The 15,762-nt window shown below is 68.0% G+C and carries 17 protein-coding genes; 10 read left to right on the top strand and 7 right to left on the bottom strand.

Annotated elements, in window-relative coordinates:
- Positions 1–69 precede the first annotated feature (69 nt).
- Positions 70–1,137 (bottom strand): peptide chain release factor 1, encoded by a 1,068-nt coding sequence (gene prfA, locus OPU67_RS00440; protein WP_267616719.1) that lies wholly within the window; start codon positions 1,135–1,137, stop codon positions 70–72.
- Between the two features lie 104 nt (positions 1,138–1,241).
- On the bottom strand, positions 1,242–2,495 hold the full coding sequence (gene hisS / locus OPU67_RS00445) for a histidine--tRNA ligase (protein ID WP_267616721.1): 1,254 nt from the start codon (positions 2,493–2,495) through the stop codon (positions 1,242–1,244).
- A 130-nt stretch (positions 2,496–2,625) separates the two neighbouring features.
- Here hisS and ppa point away from each other — a divergent pair, with 130 nt between their 5' ends.
- A complete protein-coding gene (ppa, locus tag OPU67_RS00450) occupies positions 2,626–3,159 on the top strand; it encodes an inorganic diphosphatase (RefSeq protein ID WP_267616723.1) in 534 nt (177 codons plus the stop codon).
- A 51-nt stretch (positions 3,160–3,210) separates the two neighbouring features.
- Here ppa and OPU67_RS00455 read toward each other — a convergent pair whose 3' ends face one another.
- On the bottom strand, positions 3,211–3,516 hold the full coding sequence (locus OPU67_RS00455; protein ID WP_324255311.1) for a hypothetical protein: 306 nt from the start codon (positions 3,514–3,516) through the stop codon (positions 3,211–3,213).
- 316 nt (positions 3,517–3,832) lie between these two features.
- On the opposite strand from OPU67_RS00455, the gene lptB reads away from it, so the two are divergent.
- The 3 genes from lptB to ctrA all read left to right on the top strand — a co-directional run bounded on the left by lptB (position 3,833) and on the right by ctrA (position 7,033).
- Complete coding sequence (gene lptB / locus OPU67_RS00460; protein ID WP_267616725.1) at positions 3,833–4,609, top strand: LPS export ABC transporter ATP-binding protein; 777 nt, start codon at positions 3,833–3,835, stop codon at positions 4,607–4,609.
- A gap of 14 nt (positions 4,610–4,623) precedes the next feature.
- Complete coding sequence (gene rpoN / locus OPU67_RS00465; protein ID WP_267616727.1) at positions 4,624–6,132, top strand: RNA polymerase factor sigma-54; 1,509 nt, start codon at positions 4,624–4,626, stop codon at positions 6,130–6,132.
- 205 nt (positions 6,133–6,337) lie between these two features.
- The gene (ctrA, locus tag OPU67_RS00470) at positions 6,338–7,033 is read left to right on the top strand and encodes a response regulator transcription factor CtrA (protein WP_017665026.1); all 696 of its coding nucleotides are present in this window, start codon (positions 6,338–6,340) and stop codon (positions 7,031–7,033) included.
- A gap of 140 nt (positions 7,034–7,173) precedes the next feature.
- Here ctrA and OPU67_RS00475 read toward each other — a convergent pair whose 3' ends face one another.
- A complete protein-coding gene (locus tag OPU67_RS00475) occupies positions 7,174–8,655 on the bottom strand; it encodes a S41 family peptidase (protein ID WP_267616730.1) in 1,482 nt (493 codons plus the stop codon).
- A gap of 202 nt (positions 8,656–8,857) precedes the next feature.
- Here OPU67_RS00475 and OPU67_RS00480 point away from each other — a divergent pair, with 202 nt between their 5' ends.
- The 4 genes from OPU67_RS00480 to OPU67_RS00495 are packed head-to-tail and all read left to right on the top strand — an operon-like array spanning position 8,858 to position 11,208.
- Complete coding sequence (locus OPU67_RS00480) at positions 8,858–9,064, top strand: DUF2945 domain-containing protein (protein WP_267616732.1); 207 nt, start codon at positions 8,858–8,860, stop codon at positions 9,062–9,064.
- Positions 9,065–9,068: 4 nt separating this feature from the next.
- Positions 9,069–9,395, top strand: a complete 327-nt coding sequence (locus tag OPU67_RS00485; RefSeq protein ID WP_267616733.1) for a hypothetical protein — start codon at positions 9,069–9,071, stop codon at positions 9,393–9,395.
- Between the two features lie 49 nt (positions 9,396–9,444).
- Positions 9,445–10,146 carry a tRNA (guanine(46)-N(7))-methyltransferase TrmB gene (gene trmB, locus OPU67_RS00490; protein ID WP_267616734.1) on the top strand — a complete coding sequence of 234 codons (702 nt, stop codon included), beginning with the start codon at positions 9,445–9,447 and terminating at the stop codon, positions 10,144–10,146.
- A gap of 57 nt (positions 10,147–10,203) precedes the next feature.
- A complete protein-coding gene (locus OPU67_RS00495; protein WP_267616735.1) occupies positions 10,204–11,208 on the top strand; it encodes a glycoside hydrolase family 43 protein in 1,005 nt (334 codons plus the stop codon).
- Here the strand turns inward: OPU67_RS00495 and OPU67_RS00500 are convergent.
- A complete protein-coding gene (locus OPU67_RS00500) occupies positions 11,205–11,612 on the bottom strand; it encodes a hypothetical protein (protein ID WP_267616737.1) in 408 nt (135 codons plus the stop codon). The genes OPU67_RS00495 and OPU67_RS00500 overlap by 4 nt on opposite strands.
- A gap of 52 nt (positions 11,613–11,664) precedes the next feature.
- Here OPU67_RS00500 and OPU67_RS00505 point away from each other — a divergent pair, with 52 nt between their 5' ends.
- A complete protein-coding gene (locus OPU67_RS00505) occupies positions 11,665–11,802 on the top strand; it encodes a hypothetical protein (RefSeq protein ID WP_267616739.1) in 138 nt (45 codons plus the stop codon).
- A 3-nt stretch (positions 11,803–11,805) separates the two neighbouring features.
- Positions 11,806–12,234 carry a DUF892 family protein gene (locus OPU67_RS00510; protein WP_267616740.1) on the top strand — a complete coding sequence of 143 codons (429 nt, stop codon included), beginning with the start codon at positions 11,806–11,808 and terminating at the stop codon, positions 12,232–12,234.
- 120 nt (positions 12,235–12,354) lie between these two features.
- On the opposite strand, the gene OPU67_RS00515 is transcribed toward OPU67_RS00510, so the two are convergent.
- Both OPU67_RS00515 and OPU67_RS00520 read right to left on the bottom strand, forming a co-directional pair.
- Entirely contained in the window at positions 12,355–13,479 is a 1,125-nt protein-coding gene (locus tag OPU67_RS00515) for an aminotransferase class V-fold PLP-dependent enzyme (RefSeq protein ID WP_267616743.1), read from the bottom strand.
- Between the two features lie 4 nt (positions 13,480–13,483).
- Positions 13,484–15,745, bottom strand: coding sequence for an NADP-dependent malic enzyme (locus OPU67_RS00520; RefSeq protein WP_267616745.1), 2,262 nt, complete (start codon positions 15,743–15,745; stop codon positions 13,484–13,486).
- Between the last annotated feature and the right edge of the window lie 17 nt (positions 15,746–15,762).

Below are 15,762 nucleotides of genomic sequence, written 5' to 3' on the forward strand. Positions count from 1 at the left end.
AGCGAAGTCGAGACACCGCACACAGGCCTCTCGACTTCGCTCGAGGCGAACGGGGGTGGTGGAGGATCATCACTCCGCCAGTGCCGCCAGCCGCTTGCCCTCGTCCTCGGCGATCAGGGCATCGACTAGCTCGCCGAGACCCGGCCCGGCGAGCACCTCTTCCAGCTTGTGCAGCGTCAGCCCGATGCGGTGATCGGTGACGCGCCCCTGGGGGAAGTTGTAGGTGCGTATCCGCTCCGAGCGATCCCCGCTGCCGACCATCGCGCGCCGCGCCTCGGCCTCGGCGCCCTGGGTGGCCTCGCGCTGCGCGTCGTAGAGCCGCGTGCGCAGCACCTGCATCGCCTTTTCCTTGTTCTTGTGCTGGCTGCGGCCGTCCTGGCAGGTGACGACCGTGCCGGTCGGCAGGTGGGTGATGCGCACCGCCGAATCCGTGGTGTTGACGTGCTGCCCTCCGGCGCCGCTCGCGCGGTAGACGTCGATCTTCAGGTCCTTCTCCTCGATCTGGATGTCGACTTCGTCCGGCTCGGCCAGCACCGCCACGGTCGCCGCCGAGGTGTGGATGCGCCCGCCGCTCTCGGTCACGGGCACCCGCTGGACGCGGTGGACGCCGCTCTCGAACTTCAGCTTGGCGAAGACGCCCGTGCCGGTGACGTTGGCGATCACCTCCTTAAAGCCGCCAATGTCGGAGGCGGCGATGCTGACCGGCTCGACGCGCCAGCCCTGTTCGGCGGCGTATTTTTCGTACATCCGGTAGAGATCGGCAGCGAAGAGCGCAGCCTCGTCGCCCCCGGTGCCCGCGCGGATTTCGAGCATCGCGGGCTTGGCATCGGCGCCGTCGCGCGGCAGCAGCGCGATCGCGAGACGGCGTTCGAGATCGGGAAGGGTGGCCTTGAGGGCGGCGAGTTCCTCCTCGGCCATGGCCTTCATCTCGGGATCGGCGAGCATTTCGGTGAGGCCGTCCATCTCCTCACGCGCGGCCTTCACCTCGGCGGCGATCTTGGCGACGGGTTCCAGCTCGGCATAATCGCGGGAGGCGCGGACAAAGGCCTCGCCCTCGAGCGTGCCGGACGCCATGCGCGCTTCCAGCTCCGCAAAGCGGTGCGCGATCTGGTCGAGGCGTTCGGGGGGGATTTGCATTTCTGGTTTCTACTATCGTCGGCCCGCACTTGATGCGGGCCTTGGCTTTCTAATGGCGGGCGGAGGAAAAGGAAGCCCAGCCCCGGGTCAAGTCCGGGGCGACGCTAAAGGCTGGTTTGGTGCTCAAATTGGAGAAGCTGGATTCCGAGAGCCTCGTCTTCAGATTTGACCCGGCCTGTCACCTTCCCATCGACCATCTGGTAGGCCAAGATGGCCTTCGCGCCCGATTTCACCGCCTTGTCAAAGCGCTTCCTCGGGCTGCCAGACAGGAACGCATCGCAGGTCAGTCCCTTAGCGCGAAGGCCCATTTGCGCAGCGATGGCGACAAGCATACTGGCATCGTCCTCGGCCACGATTGCAACATCAGCCTTAGGCTCGGCTCTCTCCCCCACCAGCATCGCCAACCGCTCGATCCCCGCGGCCCAGCCGACCGCGGGCGTCGGCGCGCCGCCTAGCGACTCCATCAGCCCGTCATAGCGCCCGCCGCCCAGCACCGTGCTCTGCGAGCCCAGCGCGGCGGCCGAGGCGCTGCCCTCGTCGGGGATGAACTCGAACGCGGTGTGGCGATAGTAATCGAGGCCGCGCACGAGGCTTTCGGCGCGCACCCACTTCACGCCCGCCGCATCCAGCCCGCTGGTCACGGCGGCGAAGAAGGCGCTCGCCTCCTCAGACAGGAAGGCGTCGATCTTGGGCGCATCGGCGAGGAAGGGCTTGTCCCTCGGGTCCTTGGAATCGAGGATCCGCAGCGGGTTCTTCTCCAGCCGCTCCTGAGATTCCTCGGAGAGCTGATCCTTCACCGCCCGGAAGTAGTCGATCAGCGCCGCCCGCCACGCCTCGCGGCTCTCCGCATCGCCCAAAGTGTTGAGGTGCAGGGTGACGTCGTGGATGCCCAGCTCGCGCAGCAGCTGATCCGCCATCGCCAGCAGCTCGACATCAGCCTGCGGCTCGCCCGCGCCGATCACCTCGGCGTCGATCTGGTGGAATTGGCGGTAGCGGCCCTTCTGCGGGCGCTCGTAGCGGAACAGCGGGCCGTGGGTGGCGACCTTCAGCGGCGCATATTGCTGCCAGCCGTTGGTGAGGAAGGCGCGGGCGATCCCGGCGGTGAATTCGGGGCGCAGGGTCAGGCTCTCGCCGCCGCGGTCGTCGAAGGAGTACATTTCCTTGGAGACCACATCGGTCGTCTCGCCCAAGGAGCGCGCGAACACCTCGGTCTTCTCGAACACCGGCATTTCCACCCGGCGGAAGCGATAGAGGCGGCGCACGCGCTCGAAAGTTTCGACCACGAAGGCGAAGGCCTCGGCATCGGCGCCGAAGATGTCCTGGGTGCCGCGGATCGCCTGGGGTGTCTTCCTGCTCATGGGCCGCGCAGTTAAGGCCACGCAGCCCCTTTCGCAATCCTGCGGCACGCATTAAGGGCGGCGCGCAAGTCGCACCTCACGCCTTTCCCGCCGCAGGCGAAGACGCCCGGCCAGCCAACAGGAAACCACCATGCGCATCGACAAGATCCCCACCGGGGTGAACCCGCCCGACGATCTCAACGTGATCATCGAGGTGCCGACCGGCGGGGAGCCGGTGAAGTACGAGTTCGACAAGGAAAGCGGCGCGCTGTTCGTCGACCGCATTCTGCACACCCCGATGCGCTATCCGGCCAATTACGGCTTCGTGCCCCACACCCTTTCGCCCGACGGCGACCCGCTCGATGCGCTGGTGATCTCGCGCTCCCCCTTCATCCCCGGCTGCGTGGTGCGCGCGCGCCCGATCGGCGTGCTCAACCTCGAGGACGAACAGGGCGGCGACGAGAAGCTGGTCTGCGTGCCGGTGAACGAGATGTTCCCCTATTACGCCGACGTGGTCGAGACGAGCGACCTGCCCTCGATCATCTGCCAGCAAATCGAGCACTTCTTCACCCACTACAAGGATCTTGAGACCGAGAAGTGGGTGCGCGTCGGTACCTGGGGCAATGCTGCCGAAGCGCGGCAGATCACCCTCGAGGCGATCGAGCGCTATCGGACCGACAAGTGAGGAACCGTGCCTCCCCGTCGCAGCCGCGATGGGGAGGTTGCGGCGATGGCCTCAGAAGGCCCGCAGCACCGCCTTGAACAGCAGGGTGAGCACCACCGGCAGGCCGATCGCGAGGCTCCAGAGCAGGATCGCATCGCGGCGGAAGGCGGCTGCATTGGCGGGGTCGACAGCCTGTGCATCGTCGAGGTCCGCCCAGCGCTTCTCGAACCAGCGGCACACCGGAATGATCCCGGCGACGAGGACGATCAATGCAAGATAGGGAAGGACGCTCGACGAGCCCTCCGACAGCGCCTTGATCGTCAGGAAGATCTGCAGGCCCGTGTAGACCAGCAGGCCATAGGCGACATGATCGCTCATCGCCTTGCGCCAATCGCGGGCGCGGGACGCGGGTAGCGCTGCGGCCCGATTGTCGGATTTCACCATGGCTGCGCCTCCCCGGGCTTGTTCATCTGGCAGACAGTATCGCAAAGGCGGCGCAAAGTTGCAACAATTCGCGCTGCGCCGATGGTTTGTTGCGCCGGCTGCAAGCTGTAGGGTGCAAGTCGTTCGAATCGCAGGCTTGCGGCAGGACCTCGCGCCGGTCGTCCGATCCGCCGCGCGGACTAAGCAAAAATCCTGCCAAACGCGCGCGCACCCTTTTCTGTCGGCCCGGGGGTGCTAAAGACGGATCGCCATGAGCACCGCAACCCTCACCGATCCGGCCACCGCCGCCGCCCCTCAGCCGCTCGGCAGCGGGCTCGAGGTGATCTCGATCGCCAAGAGCTACGACAAGCGCGCGGTGCTCTCCGACATCTCGCTGACGGTGGCGAAGGGCGAGGTGCTCGGCCTGCTCGGGCCGAACGGGGCAGGCAAGACGACCTGCTTCTATTCGATCATGGGGCTGGTGAAGCCGGATTCGGGCCGCATCCTGATGGACGGCGAGGATGTGACCAAGCTGCCGATGTATCGCCGCGCGATCCTTGGCCTCGGCTACCTCCCGCAGGAGACGAGCATCTTCCGCGGCATGACCGTGGAACAGAACATCGCCTGCGTGCTCGAACTGGTCGAGCCCGACAAGGCGACCCGCGCCTCCGAACTGGAGCGCCTGCTCTCCGAATTCGGCCTCACCCGCCTGCGCGAATCGCCCGCCATGGCGCTCTCCGGGGGTGAGCGTCGCCGCTGCGAGATCGCCCGCGCGCTGGCGGCGAAGCCTTCGATCATGCTGCTGGACGAGCCCTTCGCGGGCATCGACCCGCTCTCGATCAGCGACATCCGCGATCTCGTCAAAGACCTCAAGCAGCGCGGGATCGGGGTGCTGATCACCGACCACAACGTGCGCGAAACGCTCGACATCGTCGACCGCGCCTGCATCATCTACGGCGGGCAGGTGCTGTTCGCCGGTTCCCCGCAGGAACTCGTCGCCGACGAGAACGTGCGGCGGCTCTACCTCGGTGAGAGCTTCACCCTCTAGCGGGTTCGGCAGCGATGGCGCTCGGCCCCCGCCTTGACCTTCGGCAGACGCAATCGCTGGTGATGACGCCGCAGTTGCAGCAGGCGATCAAGCTGCTGGCGGCCTCCAATCTCGAGATCGAGACCTTCATTTCCGAGGCGCTAGAGGCCAACCCGCTGCTCGACACCGGCGGGCCTGCCGATCCCGGCGCCGAGCCCGAGCGGATCGAGATCGCCGCCCCTGGAGGCGAGGAGGCGACCGCCGACCAGCTGATGCTCGCTGGCGGAGGCGAGGGCGACGCGCCGCTCGACCTCGCCTCGGTGGACCGCGATTTCGACACCGGCGACGGCGCTGCACCGATGCGCGACGCGGAATGGGGCGCGGCGGCCGGCTCGGCGGGCGACGCCGAGTTACCCGACTGGGAGCAACTGCGCGCCGCCGAGGTGACGCTCGCCGAGCACCTTGAAGCGCAAGTCGGCGCGCTCACCGACGATCCGCGCACCGCCTTCATCGCCCGCCATATCATCGGCCTGCTCGACGATGCGGGGTATCTCGCCGCGACGCTCGAGGAAGTCGCGGAAGACCTCGGCGTAGAACTCTACGAGGCCGAAGCCGGGCTCGATCTGGTGCAGTCGCTCGACCCCTCGGGCGTCGGCGCGCGCAGCCTTGCCGAATGCATCGCCATCCAGGCGCGCGAGGCGGACCGCTATGATCCCTGCATGGCAGCGTTGATCGCCAACCTCGAACTGGTCGCGCGCGGCGAGATCGAGCGGCTGAAGCGGTTGTGCCGGGTCGATGACGAGGACTTCGCCGACATGCTGCGCGAGCTGCGCGGCTACAACCCGCGCCCCGGCCTCGCCTTCGCGCCCTCGGATGCGGGAGCGGTGGTGCCCGACATCCTCGTCACCGCGAATGCCAATGCAGGGTGGGACATCGCGTTGAACGAGGAGACGCTCCCCAAGCTGATCGTCAACCGGGGCTATTATCTCGAACTCAACGCCGGGGCGACCAGCCGCGAATCGCAAGGGTGGCTCAAGGAGAAGCTCGCCGACGCGCACTGGCTGATTCGCGCATTGGACCAGCGGCAGAAGACCATCCTCAAGACCGCTGCCGAGATCGTGAAGCAGCAGGACGGCTTCTTCCGCCGCGGCGTCGCCGAACTGCGCCCGCTGACCTTGCGCGAAGTGGCCGAGCAGATCGGGATGCACGAGAGCACGGTCAGCCGCGTCACCAGCAACAAGTACCTGTGGTGCGAGCGCGGGACCTTCGAACTGAAATATTTCTTCACCAGCGGCGTCGCCCGGATCGGCGAGGGCGGCGATGGCGAGGGCGGCGCGTCGAGCGCGGCGATCAAGGCGCGGATCAAGGCCTTGATCGATGCCGAAGGGCCCAAGAATATCCTGTCCGATCAGCAGCTTGCCGAAATGCTCCAGAAGGAGGGCTTCGATCTTGCGCGGCGGACCGTGGCCAAATACCGCGAGGCGATCGGCCTCGGCTCCAGCGCCGAGCGCCGACGGGCCAAGCGGCTCGCCAGCGTTTCCTAGCGCTTTCCCCTAGGCGACGGGGCGAAGGTAAACGCCTATGATGCCTACGCAATCACACCGTCAAAGGGTGTGGCGCGAAAGACTCACCTCAAAACGTTAACGCTCTAAACGTCTTATTAACCTTTTTTGGTGAGAAGTGGCGTGGTTAACAGGCGACAACCTCTCCTAAGCGGAGGTTACGACGGGGAAGACAGGGGTACCAGCGATGCGCGTTCTGCTGATCGAAGACGAACCGACCACTGCCAAGGCTATCGAGCTGATGCTCACCACCGAAGGCTTCAACGTCTATTCGACCGACCTGGGGGAAGAGGGCTTGGACCTCGGCAAGCTCTACGATTACGACATCATCCTGCTCGACCTGAACCTGCCCGACATGCACGGCTACGACGTGCTCAAGAAGCTGCGCGTCGCCAAGGTGCAGACGCCGGTGCTGATCCTTTCGGGCATTTCCGAGATGGATTCGAAAATCCGCAGCTTCGGGTTCGGCGCTGACGATTACGTGACGAAGCCCTTCCACCGCGAGGAACTGGTCGCCCGCATCTATGCCGTGGTGCGCCGTTCGAAGGGCCATTCGCAGTCGGTGATCCGCACCGGCAAGCTTGCGGTGAACCTCGACGCCAAGACGGTCGAGGTCGACGGTGCCCGCGTGCATCTCACCGGCAAGGAATACGCGATGCTGGAGCTGCTCTCGCTCCGCAAGGGCACAACGCTCACCAAGGAAATGTTCTTGAACCACCTCTACGGCGGGATGGACGAGCCCGAGCTCAAGATCATCGACGTGTTCATCTGCAAGCTGCGCAAGAAGCTCTCGCTGGCTTGCGGCGGGGACAACTACATCGAGACCGTGTGGGGCCGCGGCTACGTGCTGCGCGACAGCGAGACCGAGGTCGAAGCCGCGTAATCCTGTTGCGAGGGCCTATCCGGGCCCTCGTCCTCCGGCGAGTCTCCGTCGCTGCGCGAAGGATCGCCTGCGGCTCGCGCCGTGCGCTCGCGGCCCATCGGGCCGGGTCGTCGCACCGTCCGTCCGCGTGACGTAGCGGCTCAGCGCTGGGCGAGGTCTTCCTCGATCCGCTTGAGGAAATTCCCCGTCGACCAGTCGAAGTCGCGCATTACGATGTCGGGTTCGTAGAACACGCCATTGCCGCGCGGGCGATCGACATAGACTTTCATCGGGATGATCGCGCGGGCCATGCCTGAGGGCAGTTCGGGGCTGCGCACTTCCATGTAGGTGGAGTCGGCGCTCGAGGGGGCGCCGATCAGCCTGGTGCTCGGGAACAGCTTGAAGACGTCGATCGCGTCGAGGCACGCGCTGGCGCATTGTCCCGGCACAACGACGTAGACCGGCACCGTCAGCAACGGCACGGCGTCGCCGGTGCTCTGGCCGGGCAGCTCGGGCGCGTCGGGCTCTTCGAGCCAGGTGTCCCCCCGTGCCACGGCTGCTTCGAACATCGGAACAAAGGCATCGACGATCGCGGCGGTGGCGGCGTCACCCTGCGCGCGGATGAGATCGCCGAAGCGGCGCACCTCGGCGAGGTTGCCGGGCGTAGGGCGCCACAGCACCCTCGTCTTGGCGGAGGCCTCCCGCCGGGCCGCCTCCACAGCAGGCTTGCCCCACAGGAGTTCCGCGATGCGGCGGCTCCACAGCGAGGAGCCGCCATTGTTGTGCCGCAGGTCCAGCACCACCGCGCGCCCGCGGCGCAAGGCCCCGGCCTTGGCCTCGATATCGGCGAACAGCGTCTGGTAGGCCGCCACGCCCGCTTCGTCGGGCGAGAAGTCGGGCATGGCGATCCAGTTGATCCCCTGCGCGCGCTCGGCAAGGCCGATCGGCAGCAGGTCGCCATTGATCGCGGCGTTGCGCCATTGCTGGTAGTCGCCGGGCAGCGGGCTCCAGGCGAGCGCCCGGTCCTGCGCAGCGCGGCCTTTCACGAAACGGCAGGTCTGTGGCAGGGCGACGAAGGGGTTGCCGTCGTCCACGAACACCCGCCGCGCGCTCGACCACCAGTCGCCCGGGACGCCGACGCCGCTGCGCCAATCGAACACATTGGTTCGGACGAGGTCCGTCACCGGCCGTCCGTCGCAGCTCTCGATGCGGCTCCCCGCCGGCGGGCCGCCCTCCCGCGCGCGGTGGACATACATCGCATCGCCGCGCCATGCGGCCACGAAGCCGGGCCAGCGAACCGGCGGCTCGTGGCGGTCCGGCAGCACGTCATAGGCGCCGGCGTGGCCGTCATTGAGCACGGCGGTGAACCGCGCGAGGCTCGCCGCGAAGCCGCCGGGCGTGCTCGCCCGGCGGGCAAGCGCGAGCGCCTCGCTACGGGCGGTCTCGAGCAGCTGCGGAAACGCGGGGTTGACGGAATCGAACATCCCCGGGTGGTTCGCCTTCGTTTCCGCATAGGCCGCCTCGACATCGGCCACCGCCAGCGCGGACCAGTCGTGCGCAGCTTCGGGCGCCGGCGCGGTTTCGGCGGGGGAGGTCTGCGGCGCAGCGGAGGCCAGGAGCGCGGCGGCGAGGGTGGCGAGCACGAGCGAACCTCTTGTTCTTGCGGGATGTCGACCCCGGCTTAATCGGTGCGGCGCGCGCCGCGAAGCCCTGATCGACACAGGCCCTTCATCGATCATCCGCCGCGACCGTTCGGCGCGCCCGCCGCCCGGCTCGCGGCAAGCCGGGGAACGCGCCTCGGCTCGCCCCTGTTGCATCATCTCCGAGACAAGAGGAGCACGACAGATGGCGGACAATCTCAAGGCAGGCGACAAGGTGACGTGGTCGAGCCACGGCGGCACCGCGCACGGCAAGGTGGTGAAGAAGCTCACCAGCGAAACCTCGATCAAGGGCCACAAGGTCGCCGCCTCCAAGGACGACCCGCAGTTCCTGGTCGAGACCGACGAGGGCAAGCAGGCCGCGCACAAGCCCAGCGCGCTGAAGAAGGCCTGAGCCCGTGGCCGAGGAGCAGACCTTCACCCCCACGCAGGCCATGGCCGCCGCCGCCAGGCGCGGCCTGCGCCTGCGCGAGAAGTTCGGGCGCGGCGGGACCGAGGTTGGCGTCAAACGCGCACACCAACTCGCCAACCGCGAGGACGTGAGCGAGGCCGACGTCAAGGCGATGACAAGCTACTTCGCGCGCCATGCGGTCGACAAGGAGACCAAGACCCACGAATGGGGTTCGGACAAGGACCCCAGCGCCGGGTGGATCGCCTGGCTCCTGTGGGGCGGCGATCCCGGGAAGAAGTGGGCCGAGGCCAAGGCCAAGTCGCTCGAGAGTTGACGCTCCCCTCGCTTGACCGGCGTCAGGGGCGGTGCCAAGCGCCCGCTCCATGACGGCATACAAGGAAGGCGACCCGACCACGCTTGCGCGGCTTTACGGCCGCAGCGTCGGCAAGAAGCTGCGCAAGTATCAGCAGGGGTTGGTCGACACCCTCCTGCCGCAGATCGCCGTCCCCGCCGAGGGTCCGGTGACTGCGCAGGCGCTGTTCGGCGACAATCGCCCCCTGCACTTCGAGATCGGCTTCGGCGGCGGTGAGCACCTCGCCTACCGTGCCGATCTTCTGCCCGATCACGGCTTCATCGGCGCCGAGCCCTTCGTCAACGGCGTCGCGCAGGCACTCACCCACGTCGCCGACCAGCGCCTCGCCAATATACGACTGCACCACGGGGACGCGCTCGAGGTGCTCCAGCGCGTGCCGGACGGGGCGCTGACGCTGCTCTACCTGCTCCACCCGGATCCCTGGCCCAAGGCGCGCCATGCCAAGCGCCGGATGATGAACGATGGGCCGGTGCGGCTTTTCGCGGAGAAGCTGAAGCCCGGCGGCGAGTTCCGCTTCGGCACCGATCACGCAGTCTATCTGCGCCACGCGCTGATGGTGATGCAGCGCCACACCGACCTATTCGACTGGGTGGTCGAGACACCGGAGAACTGGCAGGTCCGCCCCTCCGGTTGGCCCGAGACCCGTTACGAACACAAGGCGCGGACCGTGTACGGCCACGAGGTGTGGTACTTTCGCTTCCGACGGCGCTGATCGCCCCCTCACATAGGTGATCCCCGGAGCGGTCCGGCGCGTGCTAGCGCTTCCGGCGTGATCCGCTGTCCGCTTGCCCTTGCCTCCTTGCTGCTCGCTGGCTGCGCGACGACGCAGGTCGGTGCCCCTCGCACCTTGCCCGCCATCGCGATCGACGCCGACTTCCCTGACCCGGCGGCGATCCGCATCGCCGATGGCACCACCTATGCCTATGCGACACAGGGCATGGTCGCGGGAACGATGGCCAACATCCAGATGGCCCGCTCGGCCGACCTCGCGCGATGGGAGCATCTCGGCGACGCGCTTCCCGTAAAGCCCATCTGGGCGAGCCGCACGCAGGATTTCTGGGCCCCGCACGTCGCCGAGGTCGGGCGGCGCTATCTCCTCTACTATTCGGCCAAGCCCGACTCGGCGCTGGCGGACCCGGAACAGGGACTGTGCCTCGCCGTCGCCACCGCCGACCGGCCGGAGGGGCCCTTCACCGACAGCGGCCAGCCGCTGCTGTGCGGGCCGGGCTTCGTCAACATCGACCCGATGCTGTTCGACGACCCGGCGACCGGCAAGCGCCTCCTCTACTGGGGCTCGGGCTTCGGGCCGATCAAGGTGCAGGAAATGCGCGCCGATGGCCTTGCCTTCGCCCCCGGCTCGGCGCCGGTCGACCTCGTTGCGCCTGTGGCGACCGAGGATCCGGCGAACTACCGGCGGCTGGTCGAGGGGGCATGGATGACCTATCGCCAGGGCTGGTATTACCTGTTCTTCTCGGGCGACAATTGCTGCGGGCCCAAGGCGCATTACGCCACGATGGTCGCCCGCTCGCGCAGCGCCACGGGGCCCTTCGAGGTGAAGCCCGGGAACGGCGGCGTGATCCTCGAAGCCTCGCCCGGCTGGATCGCACCGGGGCACAACGCGGTTGTGGAGCGGGAGGGGCAATCCTTCATCCTCTACCACGCCGTGGACGCATCCAACCCGCGCAGCCGGCCCGAGGACGAGGCGGGCACCCGCCGGGTGATGCGCGTCGCGAGGCTGGTGTGGGAGGACGGCTGGCCCACCCTTGCCGACTAGCGCCGCGACCGCCACCACGGGATGAGCGCGAAGACCACCTGCCCGGCAAGGCCCAGCGCGGCATGGGGCTGCGCGAGGCCGGCGAGCCATTGCGCCGGGCTTTCCCCGCTCAGCACGCCCGCCAGCCCGCACTCCGCCGCCAGCAGCAGGGCGAAGGCGAGCACGCCCATCGCCAGCGCCTCGCCCGCGGCGCTAACCCCATGGCGCCGCAGCAGAAATCCGCTCGCCCACCAGCTCGCCCCGAGCATCACCGGCAGCTCCAGCAGGGTCGCCGGGACGAGTCCGAGCGCAGGCGCGATCCACAGCACCCGCGCCGTGCCGAGCACGAAGCCGAGCGCGAAGATCATCGCCCAGTAGGACACAGCCGCCCGCACCGCCCGCATCGCCGCCACCTCTTCCAACATCCCGCCGCACCGCACCCGCGCCTCGTCGGATCGCGGCCGAGCTTACCCACCCATGAGGGGGCATGGCCAGCGCGCCCGCGCCATCATGCCGCCCAAGAACCCCGAACCGGAGACGCCTGCCATGACGATCAGCACCCTGAAGGACCTCTACATCGACCAGCTCCAGGACCTCTACAGCGCCAATCGCTAGGCGTTGCAGGTCACGAACGAGCTCGCCAGGGCCGCCAGTTCCGAGCAGTTGAAGGACGCCCTCGAAGCGGGCGCGGACGGGGTCCAGGACGGCATGGACCAGCTCAAGTCCCTGATAGAGAAGCACAATGCCAACCCGCGCGGCGAACATTGCAAGGGCATGGAAGGCCTCGTCGCCGAGGCCCGGGCGCATGGCGTCGAGGCCGATTTCAGCGACGAGGACGTGCGCGATGCCTCGATCATCGCCCAGTACCAGCGCATGACCCACTACGGCATCTCGGGCTACGGCACCGCCGCCGCATTCGCCCGGCGGCTGGGGCTGGAGGAGGATGCGGGCGTGCTCGCCAAGTGCCTCGAGGATACCCGCAGCGGCGACCAGCACATGACCGGCATTGCATCGGGCGAGGTCAACCCGGCCGCCGCCGAGGCCTGATCCGGCAGGCGATGTTTCACGTGAAACATCCCCGCAACCGCAGGCTGGCGGGGGTCTGGCGGGGGTCTGGAGGGGAGCTGGAGGGAGTCGAGGTCCCCTCTGGCCCTGCTTGGACCCTGTCTAGCCCAGGGCTGCGATCAGCGCCTCTGCATCGGCCGCGTCGTTGTAGAGGTGCGGGGTCACACGCAGCGAGGTTCCGCGCAGCGAGACATGGATCTCGCGCGCGGCCAGGCTTTCGGTCAGGCCCTCGGGCACGCCCGCCGGGAAGCCCAGTGACAGGAAATGCGGGGCGCGCGTGCCCACCGGCGCCGCCTCCAGCCCCAGCGCGGCGGCGCGGGCGGCGAGCGCCTCGGTCTGCGCGGCGAGGCTCGCGGCAATGGCCTCGACCCCGAAGGTCAGCAGGAAATCGAGGCCCGCGCCGGCGCCCATCAGCAGCGGCGGGTTGGCCTTCTCGCCCATGTCGAAGCGCCGCGCGCCGGGCTGGAAATCCGCACGATAATCCACCAGCCGCGCAAAATCCTCCGAGCCCGCGCGATTGATCCAGTTGTGCTCGATGGGCGTGCCTCCGTGATGACGGGGCGCGACGTAGAGCATCCCCGTCCCGTAGGGCCCCATCAGCCACTTGTAACGGGCCGCGACCGCGAAATCGGGATCGACCGCAGCAAGATCGATCGGCATCGCGCCCAGCGATTGGGTGAGGTCGAGCACCAGCGCCGCGCCCACCTCCCGGCACTTCGCGCCGACCGCCACCAGATCGACCACCCGCCCATCCGCCCAGTGGCAGTGCGGCACGGCGACGATGCCGGTGTCGGGGTGAATCGTTTCGAGCACCGCCTCGCTCCAGCAGCTCTGCGAGGGGCGTTCGACCGCGCGGACCGAAGCGCCGACGCGCGAGACAAGCTCCTGCCAGACATAGACGTTGGAGGGGAATTGCCCGGCGAGCGTCACCACCTCCTGCCCGCGCGCGAGCGGCACGTTGGCCGCCGCAACCGCGAGGCCGTAGCTCGCCGAGGGAACGATGGCGATGCAATCCGCCGCAACGCCCGCAATCCGCGCCGCCTTCTCGCGGAAACTTTCCGACACGGTGAAGAAGTCCGCCGGGCGGTAGCGCCACGGGCTCGCCTTGGCCCGCGCGCCGGCATCCATCGCGGCGATGACGTCGTGGCTGAGCGGCGCCATGTAGGCGCAGTTGAGATAATGCACCCCTTCGGGAATCGCGAAGCGATCCCTCTGGCAGGGGATCATCGCCTCACCCCACCACGCCCGCGCTCGCCAGCACGGCGAGCGTCAGCACGTCGGGCACGCTCGCGGTCATCGGCACGATCTGCACGGGCTTTGCCATCCCGATCATCATCGGCCCGATGGTGGCGTTGCTGCCCAGTTCGCGCAGTAGCTTGGCCGAAAGGTTCGCCGATTGCAGCCCCGGCATCACCAGCACGTTGGCCGGGCCGGACAGGCGGCTGAAGGGATAGAGCGCCATCACCTTCGGGTTCAGCGCCGCGTCGGGGGCCATCTCGCCCTCGTATTCGAAGCCCGGGTCCTCGCGGTCGAGGATCGCCACCGCCGCGCGGATGTTGTCGAGCCACTGGCCGGAGGGGTTGCCGAAGGTCGAATAGCTGAGAAACGCCACGCGCGGTTCGTGCCCCATGCGCCGGGCGACGGCGGCGGTCTCCTTGGCGATATGGGCGAGCGCCTCGGCGTTGGGGCGCTCGTTCATGGTGGTGTCGGCGAGGAAGGTGGTGTGGTTCTTGCCGATCATCATGTGGATGCCGAAAGGCAGCGCGCCCTCCTTGGCATCGAGCACCAGCGTCACCTCGCGCACGGTCTGCGCGAAGGTGCGGGTCATGCCGGTGATCATCCCGTCGCCGTGCCCCAGCGCGACCAGCAGCGAGGCGAAGACGTTGCGGTCCTGGTTGACCATGCGCCGCACGTCGCGCTCGGTGAAGCCGCGCCGCTGCAATCGCTTGTAGAGATAGGCGACCATCGCCGGCACGTGCTCGCTGTCGGCCGAGTTCTGGATCTCGAAGCTGCCCGGATCGCCGACCGAGAGCTGGTGCAGCTTGTCGAGCACCGCCTTGGTGCGGCCCACCAGGATCGGCGTGCCGTAGCCGAAATCGCGGTACTGGATCGCGGCGCGCAGCACCACCTCCTCCTCGGCTTCCGCGAAGACCATGCGCTTGGGATTGCTGCGCGCGACCTCGTAGACGCCCGAGAGCACCGAGGTCGTGGGATTGAGGCGCGAGCGGAGGTGGAGGCGGTAGGCGTCGAAATCCTCGATCCGCGCCTGCGCCACGCCCGAATCCATCGCCGCCTTGGCGACCGCCGAGGACACCACCTCGATCAGCCGGGGATCGAAGGGGGCGGGGATGATGTAGTCGGTGCCGAACTTCTGGTTCTTGCCATAGGCGAGCGCCACTTCCTCGGGCACCTGCTGGCGGGCGAGCCCGGCGATCGCCTCGGCGGCGGCGATCTTCATCTCCTCGTTGATGGTGGTCGCCTGCACGTCCAGCGCGCCGCGGAAGATGAAGGGGAAGCCCAGCACGTTGTTGACCTGGTTGGGGAAGTCCGAGCGGCCGGTGGCGATGATCGCGTCGGGGCGGACCGCCTTGGCCTCGTCGGGCATGATTTCGGGCACGGGGTTCGCCATCGCGAAGATGATCGGCTTGTCGGCCATCTTCTCGACCCACTGGGGCTTCAGCGCGCCCGCGGCGGAGAGGCCGAGGAAGATGTCGGCGCCCACCAGCGCCTCCTCGAGGCTGGTGGCGGAGGTGGCGACGGCGTGGGCGCTCTTCCACTGGTCCATCTCGGCGCGGCCCGGCGTCAAAGGCCCGGAGCGGTCGCACATGATGACGTTGTCGTGGCGCACGCCCATCGCCTTGATGAGCGCGGTGCAGGCGATGGCGGCCGCGCCCGCGCCGTTGACCACCACCTTGACGTCGCGGATGTCGCGGCCCGTCAGGTGGCAGGCGTTGAGCAGGCCGGCTGCGGTGATGATCGCGGTGCCGTGCTGGTCGTCGTGCATCACCGGGATCTTCATGCGTTCCCGGAGGGCGGCCTCGATAATGAAGCACTCGGGCGCCTTGATGTCTTCCAGGTTGATGCCGCCGAAGCTCGGCTCCATCAGCGCGACGGCGTTGATGAAGGCCTCCGGGTCTTCGGTGGCGAGTTCGATGTCGATGGAATCGACGTCGGCGAAGCGCTTGAACAGCACCGCCTTGCCTTCCATCACCGGCTTCGCCGCCAGCGCGCCCAAGTTGCCGAGGCCGAGGATCGCGGTGCCGTTGGAGATCACCGCCACCATGTTGGAGCGCGTGGTGTAGCGCGCGGCGAGCGCCGGATCGGCGGCGATCGCTTCCACCGGCACGGCGACGCCGGGCGAATAGGCGAGGCTGAGGTCGCGCTGCGAGGTCAGCGGCTTGGTGGCGTTGATCTCGAGCTTACCCGGGCGGATCGTCTCGTGATAGAACAGCGCCTCGCGCGCGGTGAAGCCGCCCTTGGATTCCTCGGCCATGGTGGCAAGTCCTTTGC

Source organism: Erythrobacter sp. WG (genome assembly GCF_026586795.1).
Taxonomy (GTDB): domain Bacteria; phylum Pseudomonadota; class Alphaproteobacteria; order Sphingomonadales; family Sphingomonadaceae; genus Erythrobacter.

Bases quoted from the DNA above. Each gene is read 5' to 3' on its own strand.
- prfA (WP_267616719.1), bottom strand. From the start codon at position 1,137: ATGCAAATCCCCCCCGAACGCCTCGACCAGATCGCGCACCGCTTTGCG.
- hisS (WP_267616721.1), bottom strand. From the start codon at position 2,495: ATGAGCAGGAAGACACCCCAGGCGATCCGCGGCACCCAGGACATCTTC.
- ppa (WP_267616723.1), top strand. From the start codon at position 2,626: ATGCGCATCGACAAGATCCCCACCGGGGTGAACCCGCCCGACGATCTC.
- OPU67_RS00455 (WP_324255311.1), bottom strand. From the start codon at position 3,516: ATGAGCGATCATGTCGCCTATGGCCTGCTGGTCTACACGGGCCTGCAG.
- lptB (WP_267616725.1), top strand. From the start codon at position 3,833: ATGAGCACCGCAACCCTCACCGATCCGGCCACCGCCGCCGCCCCTCAG.
- rpoN (WP_267616727.1), top strand. From the start codon at position 4,624: ATGGCGCTCGGCCCCCGCCTTGACCTTCGGCAGACGCAATCGCTGGTG.
- ctrA (WP_017665026.1), top strand. From the start codon at position 6,338: ATGCGCGTTCTGCTGATCGAAGACGAACCGACCACTGCCAAGGCTATC.
- OPU67_RS00480 (WP_267616732.1), top strand. From the start codon at position 8,858: ATGGCGGACAATCTCAAGGCAGGCGACAAGGTGACGTGGTCGAGCCAC.
- trmB (WP_267616734.1), top strand. From the start codon at position 9,445: ATGACGGCATACAAGGAAGGCGACCCGACCACGCTTGCGCGGCTTTAC.
- OPU67_RS00500 (WP_267616737.1), bottom strand. From the start codon at position 11,612: ATGTTGGAAGAGGTGGCGGCGATGCGGGCGGTGCGGGCGGCTGTGTCC.
- OPU67_RS00505 (WP_267616739.1), top strand. From the start codon at position 11,665: ATGAGGGGGCATGGCCAGCGCGCCCGCGCCATCATGCCGCCCAAGAAC.
- OPU67_RS00515 (WP_267616743.1), bottom strand. From the start codon at position 13,479: ATGATCCCCTGCCAGAGGGATCGCTTCGCGATTCCCGAAGGGGTGCAT.
- OPU67_RS00520 (WP_267616745.1), bottom strand. From the start codon at position 15,745: ATGGCCGAGGAATCCAAGGGCGGCTTCACCGCGCGCGAGGCGCTGTTC.